The following is a 15,202-nucleotide window of genomic DNA, read 5'->3' as shown; positions in this document are numbered from 1 at the left end:
CACATGGCACAGGTAAAGACCCCCCTAAATAAGAAACAGCTGTTAAAACATGTACAAGCGTTTGTGCAAACACCGCTTGAAGACAAGCTAGATGCCAACCTTATTGAACTTGGCTTAGACTCAATGCATATGATGCGTTTGGTCAATCAGTGGCGAAAACAAGGCGCAAAAGTGACCTTTTCAAAACTGATTGAACAACCAGTTCTTAGCGACTGGATAACACTTTTATGCACGCAAATTGATACTGATGTCGAAGTTACTGAAGCCCCTAAACTACCCGATATAGATCCCTACGCAGAGTTTGAGCTCACTGACGTGCAATATGCCTATTGGATTGGTCGCCAAGATGAGCAAGAGCTAGGTGGCGTCGGTTGTCACGCCTATCTGGAAATAGACAATCAAGACATCGATCCAATTAGGCTCGAACAAGCTTGGCATGCACTTTATTACTATCATCCCATGCTACGTGCGCAGTTTACTGATTCTGGTACCCAGCAAGTGCATTCACAGCTTCCCACTCCGGGGCTTGCAATTAACGACTTTAGGTCACTAACTCTTGATGAGGCAACTAAAGCGGTAGAACAAATTCGCAGCCGTCTATCACACCGAAAATTAGGTATTGAGTATGGTCAAACCCTAGGGCTGGAATTGAGTTTACTTCCCGACGGAAAATGTCGGATCCACTTTGATGTAGACCTACTGATCGCTGACGTACAGAGCTTAAATATCTTATTGAAAGATCTTGCAGTGCTTTATCATGGCGGTACACTCAACACGGATCCACACTGGAGCTTCGCAAAGTACCTAGCGTTTGAAAATGCACAAAATAAAGATAAGTTTGAAGCAGACAAAGCTTATTGGCAAACGCGTTTAGCAACCCTACCTTCGGGCCCACAGCTTCCCCTTCGTTGCGACCCTCGAGCGATCACTCGACCAACATTTTCTCGCCGTTTGCACACCTTGAGCCAGTACCAGTGGAAGACGCTTAAAAATACCGCACAACAGCATCAAGTGACGCCCGCTATGTTGCTCGTCACTAGTTATGCGTACGTACTTGCCAAATTTAGTGCCGAGCAGAAATTCACGCTGAACTTACCTCTTTTTGATCGCAAAACTCAGCATCCAGGCATTGAAAACATGGTTGCCGACTTCACCAATCTATTGCTTTTAGATTGTGATTTTAGTGAAGCAAAAGGTTTTATTGATCATACGAAAGCAATACAAAGCCAGTTTCACCAAAACGTTGCACACAGTGATTATTCCGCAGTTCAAATCCAACGCGATTTAGTAAAACACGGTTATGCACAGGGTGTGAGCGCACCTATCGTATTTGCCTGTAACTTAGGCACCCCACTTCTGTCGCAACAAGACACGGTATTAGGTCAATTTAACTATATGATCTCGCAAACGCCGCAAGTGTGGTTAGACCATCAAGTGTATGAAGTTGATGAAGGTTTGATGCTGGCATGGGATGCTGTGGATGAGATTTTCCCAGAGTCGCTAATTGATTCCATGTTTGCAAGCTATGTTGCATTACTTGAAAACCTAGCGGCAAATAGCAGTGCATGGCACGCATTACATCTTATTGACCTGCCAGAGTATCAGCAAATCCAACGCAAAGCAGCCAATAACACCGTCGCACCTTATACCCCACATACATTGCATGAAGCATTTTTTAGAGGTGCTCAGGTACACCCAGATAAGACTGCATTAATATTCAACAGCGAACGGTTAAGCTATCGCACCGTCGCTGAAAAAGCGCTACGCATAGCCGCTTATTTGAAGCGCCAAGGGCTGAATGGTGCAGAACCTGTAGCCGTAACATTACCCAGAAGCGCTGAGCAGATCATAGCGATACTTGGAATACTGGCAGCCGGTGGCTGTTATGTGCCTATAGGACCTCACCAGCCTCAATCACGGCGAGAAAAGATCCATCGAACCGCAGAGGTCAAGCTAGCAATTGCTATTGGTGACGATCCAGAACATGACCCAGCAGTAAAATGTATTGATATTCAACAAGCGCTTTTAGCTGAGCCACTAGAATCAGCTGTTATCACAGACCCTGCAAATCCCGCCTATATCATATTCACCTCGGGCTCTACAGGTGAACCCAAAGGGGTTGAAATGAGTCATCAGGCCACTGCCAATACCATTTATCAGCTCAATAAAGACTATCAAATTGGCCAAGATAGCTGTGCGCTCGGGGTTTCAGCGCTTGATTTTGACCTTTCTGTATATGATATTTTTGGTTTGTTAAGTGTTGGCGGACAGCTAGTCGTTATTGATGAGCAGCAGCGCCGTGATGCACAAGCATGGCTTGAGCTGGTACATCAACACAAGGTAACTATTTGGAACTCTGTTCCGATATTGCTAGATATGCTTTTGACCACGGCGGAACAAGATAGCCGCCAACTGCACTTTGAGCAGGTGATGTTGTCTGGTGATTGGATAGGCTTAGACCTTCCTCCTCGGCTACAACATATCAGCGCCACCAATCCACCTATTATTGCAATGGGTGGCGCAACAGAAGCAGCGATTTGGTCAAACCGGTGTGAAGTTCGCTCACCACTGCCACTGCATTGGCACTCAATCCCATACGGTAAACCTCTGCCAAACCAAAAATATCGCGTTGTTGATAAGCACGGTCAAGATTGCCCAGACTGGGTTCCTGGTGAGCTATGGATCGGCGGTATTAGTCTAGCAACTTGTTATCGTGGTGATAGCACGCAAACGGCGGCACGCTTCGTTGAGCAACATGGCGAGCGTTGGTATCGCACTGGCGACCAAGGTCGTTACTGGCCTGATGGCAACCTCGAGTTTTTAGGACGCATCGATCATCAAGTTAAAATACGCGGGCATCGTATTGAGTTGGGTGAAATTGATACAGCCCTTGCCAATATTAATGGTGTTCAGCGCGCTGTTACCTTGACCATTGGCGAGCCTAAGAGCCTAGCGAGTGTTGTGGTTTTAGCTGCTCAAAGCACGTTAGACAGCGCCGCCATACAACGCCAATTACACAAGCTACTGCCAGATTATATGGTGCCAAGCCATATCGAATTTGCACCGCAGCTGCCACTCAGTAGCAATGGTAAAATAGACCGAAAAGCACTTGTCAACCAGCTGGCTGCCACGCAGCAGCAGTGTGCGTTGAGTTTAACCGCGCCGCAAACAGACAACGAAAAATGCCTTGCCAATATATGGCGGTCTTTACTGGGGGTTGAGCAAATCGGTCAGCAAAGCCATTTCTTCGAGTTAGGTGGAGATAGCTTAATTGCGACTCAGCTTATTGCAAAGCTCAAACAACAAGGTTTGGCATCTCCAAAACCACTGCCCGACTTATTCTCATCTCCTCAATTAAGCGCCTACGCAGCGCGTTTAGAAAGCATCGCGCCGATAACAAAACTCGAAATAGTGGCAGATCTAGATAATCGTTATGCACCATTCCCTCTCACCGAGGTACAACGTGCTTATTGGATGGGCCAAACACCGGGATTGCCGCTTAACTGCAGCACTTTGTATTTGCTAGAGTTGGAGGGAGAAAATGTCGATATTCAACGTATGGCAAAAGCTTGGGACCAACTGGTTGAGCACCATGAGATGCTGCGAGCAGTGATCACACCAGACGGTCAGCAACAACTGCTGTCTCATTTACCTGCGGTGTCTATTGCACAAGTGAGCTTGAAATCAGAAACCAATAATCACGCCAATGCTGCTCGGGATCATCTCCACCAGTTTTGGTGTAGAGTTTGTGAACAGGCGCTACAAAGCCACCACCAAAATGAGTCAGTGACGTTACCTAATCACCGTATTTGCGCCGTAAATTATGGTACTAATAAGACCCGTTTAGGGATCATTTTTGATTACTTAACGCTCGATGGGTTTAGCATTAAATTGCTGCTAGATCAGCTTGCAAGCCTTTATAACGATCCCGCTTATCACTTGCCTGAGATTAATGTTTCGTTTAGAGACTACGTGATCCAAGTGCAACACAATGATGCAGAGCGTATAGCTGCACAAGCATACTGGCGAGAACAGATTAATACCTTACCACCTGCGCCACAATTACCACTGGCACAAGACCCACAAAATATTACTCAGCCTGAATTTGTGCGCCGCGAAGCACAACTAGATGCGACTACTTGGCAAGCACTTAAAAATAAAGCGAGATCCTATGGCATTACCCCTTCAGTACTACTATTAACGGCCTACAGCAATGTGCTGAGACGCTGGAGCGAAGGTGATCACACGCTCAATTTAACCCTGTTTGACCGCCAAGACGTGCACGAGGATATCAATAAAGTGTTTGGTGACTTCACCACATTAGCCCCCATCGCATTTCGTAAAAATATTGGTAACTCATTATTGGTACAAGCGCAGGAAGCGCAGCTGCAAATTGCACAGGCTATTGAACACAAAGCAATTTCATCAATTTGGATCCAGCGCGAGCAAGCTCGCCATAGCACACTCACATCAGCAGCGCTGCCTGTGGTATTTACCAGCACCTTGGGTCTTGGTGGCGGCTTGTTTGAAAACTCAAACGGCGATTTCCCCAAGATTGTACCTGGAGGTTTATCACAAACACCGCAAGTTTGGCTCGACCATCAATTATACGAATTTGATGGTTCGCTTATTCTATCTTGGGATGCGGTGGATGCACTTTTCCCAGCCGGTATGATTGATGACATGTTCAACAGCTATGTTGGTGCGCTTGAAAAGCTGTGTCATAGCAGTTGGGAAGAGGAGCTGTCCTTACCATTACCTGATGCACAAGCGCATACACGTCTCGCGGTAAATCACACCGAACGCCCACAAACACCACGCACTTTGCACCATGCTATTTTTGCGCACGCACAGCAAAACCCCGGCGACACGGCACTGGTATTTGAAAACTCGCATGTCAGTTATGCACAGCTATGTGAGCAAGCGCTCTGTATTGCAGCGCTATTGCAGCAACATCAGCTCGAACCAGCAGAACCTGTTGCAGTCACTTTGCCACGTGGCATAAATCAAATTGCGGCTATTTTGGGAGTTATGGCTGCGGGCGGCTGTTACGTGCCAATCGGGATCCATCAGCCTGCGAGTCGTCAGGCAAAAATACATCGTATAGCAGGGATCCGATTAGTTCTTACTGACAGTGATCACTTAGAAGTCGAATCCATCGAGTCAGTGATAAGGTTGGACGTGGCTACAGCAAGTACACCACAAGCAATGCCTATAGAAGTATCACCAGAGCAGCCTGCATACATTATTTTTACCTCGGGCTCGACCGGTGAACCAAAAGGGGTGGAAATGTGCCATCAGGCAACTGCAAACACCATAGATCAGCTCAATCAACTCTATAAAATTGATAAACATAGCTGTGTATTAGCAGTGTCTGCAGTGGATTTCGACTTGTCGGTATACGATATCTTTGGCTTACTCGGTGTGGGGGGCCAAGTTGTGTTGCTCAGTGATGAAAACCGCCGCGATGCCAGCGAATGGTTACAGCTCGTGCACCAACATAATATCACTGTCTGGAACTCTGTACCCGTCCTGCTGGATATGTTGCTCATCGTTGCAGAGCAAGATGACAGGCAACTGCCTTTCAAACAAGTGATGTTGTCAGGTGATTGGATTGGCCTAGATATTCCACCGCGTTTACAAGCCAAAAATAAAGCCGAAGTTCCACTTATCGCTATGGGTGGCGCAACAGAAGCAGCTATTTGGTCGAATTTCTGTGAGGTAAAGGGCGACATTCCAGCTCACTGGAACTCCATTCCTTACGGTAAACCACTACCGAACCAAACCTACCGTGTCGTCGATGCCTACGGACGCGACTGCCCAGATTGGGTTGCAGGTGAGCTATGGATAGGTGGTGCAGGCCTTGCTAGTGCGTATCGGGGAGATCAAAAGCTCACAGCTGAGCGCTTTGTCAACCACGAAGGTACTCGTTGGTATCGTACCGGCGATAGAGGTAGATACTGGCCAGATGGCAACCTTGAGTTCTTAGGGCGTATAGATCACCAAGTGAAAGTACGCGGTCATCGTATTGAACTGGGTGAAATTGATACGGCTCTCGCACGTATTAAAGGCATTTCTCGTGGAGTGGCATTAACCATTAGCGAGCCTAAAATGTTGGTTGCTGCACTGGTAATGGATGAAAGCACGAAACTGGATCTCGATGCAGTAAAAACAGAACTTGCTCTTTCTTTGCCAGATTATATGGTACCGAGTCACTTCTTAGCCGTAGATGCACTGCCACTAAGCGCTAATGGGAAAGTAGATAGAAAACAACTTGCTACCCAGTTTGACGACCAACTTAGCGTTGAAGTGGCTGTAACAGCGCCACAAACAGATAACGAACTTCAAGTTGCACAGCTTTGGAAAGACTTACTTGGGGTTGCCAATGTTGGCCTAGAAAGCAGCTTTTTTGCACTCGGTGGCGATTCGCTGGTCGCGACCCAATTCCTAACTCAGCTCGCCCAACAAGGGTTGTCGACCAAGCAACCTTTACGCACTTTGTTTGCCAGCCCAACGCTTGGTGCATTTGCAGCAACACTTGAGATGCATGAAGCCACACAGTGCAAGCAAATTGTAGCTAGACCCGAACATCAGTTTGAACCATTTGCACTGACTGAAGTACAAAGTGCTTATTGGTTAGGCCAAACCCCGGGCTTCCCGCTTAATTGCGGCACTCACTACTTACTCGAACTCGATAGTTTAACGCTTGATACCGAGCGAATGATGCTCGCATGGAAAAAGCTGTATGCACGCCATGATATGTTGCGCGCCCAAGTGAGCGATAATAACCAACAGGTTGTGTTGCAGCACAGCGGCATACCAAAATTGGATATCGATCCAATGACTTACACCTGTTTAGACCAAGCACGAACGCAAATTCACGCATGGTGGCAAACTAAAAATAGCCAACATTTACATGATGCGATAACGATTAAAGTTGCAAGATATCAAGCGGGTGAAACTGAGCGTACGCGTCTTGCTTTGATGTTTAACTACATGACATTAGACGGCTATAGCATCATGCTGTTATTGCGCGAATTCGCTGCTTTATACCAAGCGCCAGATACTGAGCTAACGCCACTTTCCTCAACCTTTAGAGACTATGTCACCCAAGTTCAACATAGCCAGCAAGCCATAGATGAAGCCCAAGCATACTGGCAAGAACGTTTATCTACCTTGCCGGATGCTGCGGCACTACCACTGGCACAAGATCCACTGCAAATTGAACACAGCGAATTCTCTCGCCGCAGTGCAAGATTGCCAAAAGCCAAGTGGCAAGCCATTAAACAAGCGGCTCGCTCGCAAAATGTAACACCAAGTATTTTAGTGCTGAGTGCCTATGCGGAAGTACTCAGTCAGTACAGTGGTGGCCATCCACATACCTTAAATGTAACTCTATTTGATCGTCAAAATGTACACCCAGAAGTTGGCAGTATTGTTGGTGATTTTACGTCTCTGGCCCCCCTTGCTTACCACCCTGATGAGCACATCACAATTGCTCAACATGCAAAGCAACTACAAGAGCAACTTGCTGATGTACTTGATCACCGAGCAGTCTCATCTGTGTGGGTGCAAAGAGAGCGCAGCCGAACTATGGGGCGCACCGCAGCTGCATTGCCCATTGTCTTTACCAGTACATTAGGAATGGCTGACGACTTACTGGCAGACTCTTTCAATGAAGATTTACCACAATTTACCGATGGCGGATTGTCAGCAACTCCACAGGTTTGGCTAGATCATCAAATGTATGAGTTCAAAGGTGAGCTAATTCTATCTTGGGATGCCGTAGAAGCACTGTTTCCAGCAGAGTTGCTAGACAATATGTTTAGCCGTTTCTTAACATTACTGGACGAAGTATCCATTTCAACGGATACAGCATTTAGCCACGCATTACCCAAATCTCAACAGTTGGTGCGAGACCGAGTAAACAGCACCTACGCTGAACAAACGCCTCGTACTTTACACCAGGCTATGTTTGACTATGCCCGTCAGCACCCCGATACCGTTGCGCTGATAGCTGATGAGCAAATAGTAACCTATGGCCAATTGGCAGATAAAGCACTGCGTATCGCCCACTTACTTACTCAACGAGGATTATCGCTAAGTGAAGCGGTGGCAGTGAGCTTGCCAAGAGGGGTAGATCAGGTTGCTGCCGTATTTGGCATTATGGCCGCTGGAGGCTGCTATGTGCCAATTGGTATTCATCAACCCACCAGCCGTCAAGCGAAAATTCATCGCACTGCGGGGATCCGTTGGATACTTACGAACGAAGCACACATCAACCAAGACGTTGAGCAGGGTGTCACTCGCTTCAATGTAACGGATGCAGAGGACTTTACGCCACTGGCAACCCCCTTGACAGTAGCAACAGATGCACCCGCATATGTGATCTTTACCTCAGGTTCTACCGGTGAACCCAAAGGGGTCGAAATGTGTCATCAAGCGACTGCAAATACCATTGACCAGCTAAATCGACACTATGCTATCAACAGCAATAGCCGAGTACTTGCTGTTTCTGCATTGGATTTTGATCTCTCGGTATACGATCTATTTGGCTTGTTAAGCGTTGGCGGCAGTGTTGTATTACTCAATGAGGAAAGCCGTAGAGACGCAGCTACGTGGCTTGAACTAGTGCATCAACATCATGTCACTACTTGGAATTCAGTGCCGATATTGCTCGATATGCTACTGGTCGTTGCTGAAAACGATGCACGCCCACTGCCATTTTCGCAAGTGATGCTATCGGGTGACTGGATTGGCCTAGATTTACCGCCAAGATTACAAGCCAAGACTCACTCACAGATCCCATTAATTGCCATGGGTGGTGCCACTGAAGCAGCCATTTGGTCAAACAGCTGTGAGGTAAAAGGTGAGTTGCCTGAACATTGGTCATCTATTCCATACGGTAAACCGCTCCCGAACCAAACATATCGTGTGGTAAACCCATGTGGCCGTGATTGTCCAGATTGGGTTGCAGGTGAACTGTGGATCGGCGGTATGGGCCTTGCCACTGCCTATCGAGGAGACAAAAAACTTACAGCTCAGCGCTTTGTGATGGCTGATGGTAAGCGTTGGTACCGCACGGGTGACCGCGGTCGTTACTGGCCGGATGGCAACCTCGAGTTCTTAGGCCGAATTGATCACCAAGTTAAGGTTCGCGGACATCGCATTGAGCTTGGTGAAATCGACGCCGCCTTGGCTCAGGTTAAAGGCTTAAGTCACGGTGTTGCACTAACGATTGGTGAGCCGAAAAAGCTCGTTGCCGCCTTTGTTAAGGAAGCCCAAGCCACGCTAGATACACAGGTAATTACTGCACAACTGGAACAGCAACTTCCAGAATACATGGTGCCCAGCCATTTATTAGAACTTGAGACATTACCGCTAAGCGCCAACGGTAAAATTGACCGAAAGCAATTGCTCAATGAATTTATGGCATTGGAGCTAAAGCAAGCTGAGTTCGAGGCGCCTGAAGGTGAGCTTGAAGAACAGCTTGCAAAAATCTGGCAATCACTTTTAAAACGCCCTCAGCTCTCTCGCCACGACGACTTTTTTGCCATAGGTGGTGATAGCTTGAGCGCAACACAGCTTATCCAAACACTGCAACAACAACACATTATTCCAACATCTGTGTCACTTACAGCACTATTTAGCGCCCCAAGTATTGCCAGCTTCGCTAATGCCATAACACAAGCTTGGCGTGACCTAAGCGGCACAACCTCTGACACAGATGAACTATTTGAAGAGGGTACATTATGACAATCGCCAGTATTATCGCTGACTTCGAAAGCCGCGGCGTTTACCTGTGGGCCGATCAAGGCAACTTAAAATTTAAGGCCCCTGCTGGAGTAATGACACCAGCACTAAAAACACAATTACAAGACAACAAAGCAGCGCTTATCGACTATTTAAGCGACCCTGTAATGGCAGCTATAGAGCCTAATTATGCAGACCGCTATCAGCCGTTTCCACTAACCGATTTACAGGTCGCTTACTTAGTTGGCCGTAACAATGCCGTTGAGTATGGTGGTGTTGGCTGTCATAGTTACATTGAGTTGGACCTACCGAATATTGATGCAAAACGCCTGCAAACGGCTTGGCACAAGTTAGTTGAGCGCCACGATATGCTACGCGCTATTATCAACCTTGATGGTACTCAACAAATTATCGCACAGGTTACGCCAAAAGCGATCCGCGTGCATGAATTTACAGCGCTTGACCAGCAAACTCGTCAGCAAAAATTATTAGGCCTGCGTGAACAGTTGGCTCACCGCCACTATCAACCGGATAAATGGCCACAATATGACTTACACCTTAGCCAAACCGGTGAAGGGTCAATTCTGCATTTTTCTATCGACTTGCTTATCGCCGATTTTGCTAGCATTCAAATTATGCTCGCCGAACTCGGTGAATTATATAACCATCCAGCGCGTGCTCTTGCGCCTCTGGGGGTTTCGTACCGAGATATTGTTATCGCACGCAAAGCCTTGTTAGAACATCCTAAAACAGCACAGCGCTATGAACAGCACAAAGCCTATTGGCTAGAACGCATTAAAACGCTGCCAGCCCCTCCCGAGCTACCAAGAGCAAAAAGTACAGGCAACGAGGAAAGCGTCGCGTTTTCTCGCTTACATTTTAAGTTAGACCCCACCCTTTGGCAGCGCCTTGGCGAGCGAGCAGCAAGGCACAAACTAACACCTTCTAGCCTTGTATTAGCCGCATTTACAGAGGTAATTGGACGCTGGTCTCGCCATCCTAATTTTTGTTTAAACCTCACCATGCTGAATCGCGCCAATGTGCACCCAGATGTCCGTGGCGTAGTTGGCGACTTTATCGCAGTAAACGTGTTAGGGGTATCGCCAGATCCGCAAGCGGGTTTCGCGAAGCGGGCAAGTCAGTTACAGCAACAACTTTGGCGTGATTTGGAACACAGTGACTTTACTGGCGTTGAAGTATTACGAGCTATGAACCAAATACAGCAAAGCAATACCATAGTACCAATTGTCTACACTAGCACCCTTGGTTTGTCAGGTGATGAGTTAGACAGCAACCAATTTATGCATGATGCACAGTTGCGTTACGGAATTACTCAAACGCCACAAGTCTGGCTTGATTGTCAAGCAACGGAGCGCAGTGGAGAGCTGATCGTAGATTGGGATATCCGCCAAGGGATTTTCCAAGCTGGAGTGATTGAGCAAGCACATCAAGCATTTTGTGAACTATTACACGGGCTGGCTAATAATGAAGCACTATGGCAGTCCACCAGCCCGGTGAGTTTGCCAAAGCAAACGCAACTACACATCACCGCGCTAAACGACACCAAAACAGAACAAGCTAAAGGATATTTGCACTCTGGATTTGCACGACATGTTCTAGATACCCCAGATCAAATTGCGGTGATCGACCAAAACGGCGAAATGACTTACCAACAACTTGCACAGTTGGCACTTCAAATCAGGCTCACCTTTGTCGACTCGGTAAAACCGAACGACCATATTGCAATCGTATCAGACAAAAGCACACAACAAATTGCAGCAGTGTTTGCTGTATTGTTTGCCGATTGTGTGTATGTACCTATTGAGGCAAAACACCCGCTTGCTCGTCAGCAATCAATCATCGCTAACTCAGGTGCCAAAATCGTACTCACAGAGTTGCAATATGCTAACCTAGACTTTGGCTCTGATGTCACTGTTATTGCATTTGATCAATTACTACCGGCTATTCCGCAGCAGGACCTTCAAGGTTTATTGGAAATATTCACGCAACGTCGACAGCAGCAAATTTTTGTCGAAGCGCCAGCTTATGTAATATACACCTCCGGTACGACAGGTCAGCCAAAAGGGGTGCAGCTATCGCACGGCGCAGCACTGAATACCGTGTTGGAAATTAATCGCCTGTATGATGTCAACTCGAAAGATAAAACCTTAGGACTGGTGAGCTACGGCTTTGATCTCTCAGTTTGGGATATCTTTGGTACACTCTCAGCAGGGGCGACTTTGGTATTACCAGCTCAAGAGCTGCGAGGAGATCCAAACCACTGGCATCAAGTGATCGCCAAGCATCAGGTCAGTCTGTGGAATTCGGTGCCTGCGCAAATGCAAATGCTGATGACCAGTTTGCCATGGGCGGAAGATCAGACGCTCAGTACACTTAGGCTGGCCATGCTTTCTGGCGATTGGATCCCTGTCCAACTTGCAAAGCAAGTAATCCAACAACTGCCTCATATTGACCTGAACAGCCAAGGTGGCCCTACAGAAACTGCGATTTGGTGTGTCCAGCACACTGTCAAAGACATCGCGGATGATGCTGCTTCAGTACCATATGGTAAGCCACTAGCAAACCACCAAATTCACATTTTAAATGACCGACTAGAGCCTTGCCCAACTTGGGTCACCGGCGAAATGTATATTGCAGGTGATGGTTTGGCATTAGGGTATTTAAACGATAAACAAAAAACTGCTGAGCTATTTATTAAACATCCACAAACAGGTGAAAGGCTTTATCGCTCTGGCGATTTGGGCTGCATTATGGATGACGGCATCATTGCCATTCAAGGGCGCGAAGATGGCCAAGTCAAAATCAATGGTCATCGTATTGAGTTGGGTGAAATAGAGTCAACTATTGCCGCACATCCAGCTGTAAAAGACGTCGCGGTGGTCAATCTATCTACTGATGGTAACTTAGCTGCGGCACTGGTTGTCAAAGAAGTAACCGATAGCGAAATCATGTTCAGTGAGTTGGGCACCTTACTTAATGACAAGTTGCCTAAATACATGTTACCGACGCATTTCTTTACCTTAGACACACTTCCTCTTAGTCAAAACAGTAAAGTTGATAGAAAACAGCTTAAAGTACAACTGACGCAATTACAGCAGCAACTGGCAACACAATATGAAGCACCATTTGACAATCATGTTGAGCAAACCGTGGCGCAAATCTGGCGTGATTTACTCAACGTGACGGAGGTATCGCGCCACGATGACTTTTTCCAACTTGGTGGTACCAGCTTAAATGCCATCAACCTGCTAAGCGCATTTCTAGCAGCCGGCTTTGATGCAGATATTGACCTGATTTTCAATCATGCCGTATTCAGCGAAATGTCCGAAGCACTGGCAAAAGCAAATGAAGCAAAACAAGCATGGCTTGAGAGTATTGATTTAAACAGCATGGCTACTGAAGCACTCGAAGACCTTGCTGATGCCCTACCGTATGATTCGAATTCCGAACCAAAAACCCTATTATTGACTGGCAGCACGGGGTATTTGGGTAGCTATGTTTTGCGCGAAATATTGGATACTACGGATTATCGTATTCTATGCTTGATGCGCTGTGATGATATTCAGCATGGATTCTCACGCTTGGAGCAGGCCGCTGCAGAAAAAGGCCTGCCTACAGCTATACCTCACGAGCGTATTCAGATAATCAGCGGTACGATGTCCGAGCCTTACTTTGGTTTAAGCAATACAGACTATCAAGCTCTAAGTGCACAAGTGGATGTGATAGTTCACAATGCATCGATCATTAACCTCATGGATCCGCTTTCTGCTCTTTACCCAACCAACGTCGAAGGCGCCCGTGAAATTATCCGCTTAGCAAGCTCGCATCAAGTGAAGCCAGTGCATTATATTTCTACTATCGGAGTACACCACGCGTTACCAAGTGATGTACCTCAGCCTGTGGTAGAACATACCCAAGTGGTGCCATGGCGTGAAGTGGAGTTAACGTATGAGCAGTCAAAAATTATGGCTGAAACCTTATTTACTGAAGCGAGAAGACACGGCGTACCAGTCAATATTTTACGTCCCGGAACCATCACTTGGGCAACCACAGAAACACCCTTTATTAATGATGATGCATTCTTAAAATTTTATCGTGCTTGCTTGAATATTCACGCCTATCCTGCGTCCGAGCTGGCGGTAAACATTGTTCCCGTAGACTATGTGGCAACCTGCATCACGGCCATAGTGAAAGGTGCGACGGGCCAAAACAGTAACTTCCACTTAGTGTCAGACCAAAGTACCGATGTTGCACAGATCTATAATTGGTTTAACGAACTCGGTTGCGATATTCAACCACTTGATTTTATAACATGGAAAGACAAACTCAATGACAACTTTGTGCGCAGCTTTGTTGAGCTTTACTTCAAGCAAGGTATGGACTCAGGTGGTCACCACCAATACGCCACAGATAACCTAAAATCCATATTGGCCCAATTCAGTCTCCCAAACTTTGCGGTCAGCCGCGATTACCTCAAGCCACTTACACAGAAGTACAACAATGCTTAATACCACATACACCAACAACAGTGCCTGTTACCGCATTTTTAAAGCACGCCCCAATGCCTCTAAACGGTTAATCATTTTGCCTCATGCAGGGGGCAGTGCAAGCTACTTTCGTCACTGGGCTAATATCGCCGACTCAGATTTAGAAGTCGTGGTTGTACAATATCCAGGTCGTGAAAACCGCATGGCTGAGCCTTTGATTTCGGACATGGATCGTTTGGTCGGCAACTTGGCCACTGGTCTTAAAGCAATACTCAACAAGCCTTATATCTTGTTTGGACATAGTATGGGCGGCGGTATCGCTTACGAACTTGCCATGCGCATTCAGGCCTATCGCTATCCGCCTCCAACTCAACTGGTGGTGTCTGCTGTTGAAGGACCTAGTTGCCACCATGCGACCGAAGTACACAAGGCCCCTGATGAAGTCATGCTTAATGAGCTTAAACGTCTCAATGGTACGGAGGTTGATCTCAATGCCCTTCCAGAGCTACTAGAGATGATGTTGCCGTTGCTGCGCAATGATTACCAGTTAATTGAGACTTATCAACCAAACCTCAATGCACCAAAATTGCAGCTTCCAATCACCGTGATGCTCGGGTCAACTGATACCGAGCTCACCTACGAAGAAGCCCAAGCCTGGCAACAAGTGAGTAGTCAGCCCATCAACATTGAGGTCTATGAAGGTGGCCATTTCTACTTAGCCAATCATGTTGAGGCTATTTTGACCCATTTGGGGACGCTGTTCCCAGTGCAAAAAACATGGTTGTGTGCACCTTAGTAACCAATCCCCCTTGAGAGTAAAGTTTGTTCAAACTAGGAGCTGCCCCACAGCTCCTTCTTCCAGCGCTGTTAAAATTATCTCTTTTGGGGATTACAAATCCGATGTGGGTAGTGCTGGGTTTTTAAGCATTGCAAAATGTACC

At 46.9% G+C, this 15,202-nt stretch carries 3 protein-coding genes; all 3 read left to right on the top strand.

Annotated elements, in window-relative coordinates:
* Positions 1-3 precede the first annotated feature (3 nt).
* Genes L3V43_RS18835 through L3V43_RS18825 form a run of 3 tightly spaced genes read left to right on the top strand, consistent with a single transcriptional unit; the run spans position 4 to position 15,057 of the window.
* The gene (locus tag L3V43_RS18835) at positions 4-9,756 is read left to right on the top strand and encodes a non-ribosomal peptide synthetase (protein WP_237117163.1); all 9,753 of its coding nucleotides are present in this window, start codon (positions 4-6) and stop codon (positions 9,754-9,756) included.
* Positions 9,753-14,282, top strand: coding sequence for a non-ribosomal peptide synthetase (locus tag L3V43_RS18830; protein WP_237117164.1), 4,530 nt, complete (start codon positions 9,753-9,755; stop codon positions 14,280-14,282). The genes L3V43_RS18835 and L3V43_RS18830 overlap by 4 nt, the downstream gene beginning before the upstream one ends.
* Entirely contained in the window at positions 14,275-15,057 is a 783-nt protein-coding gene (locus L3V43_RS18825; RefSeq protein ID WP_235368444.1) for an alpha/beta fold hydrolase, read from the top strand. Before L3V43_RS18830 ends, L3V43_RS18825 begins: the two co-directional genes overlap by 8 nt.
* Positions 15,058-15,202: the final 145 nt, after the last annotated feature.

The sequence above is a fragment of the Pseudoalteromonas sp. L23 genome (assembly GCF_021728455.1).
In the GTDB taxonomy this organism is placed as follows: domain Bacteria; phylum Pseudomonadota; class Gammaproteobacteria; order Enterobacterales; family Alteromonadaceae; genus Pseudoalteromonas.
This window is presented reverse-complemented; position numbering and strand designations above follow the sequence as displayed.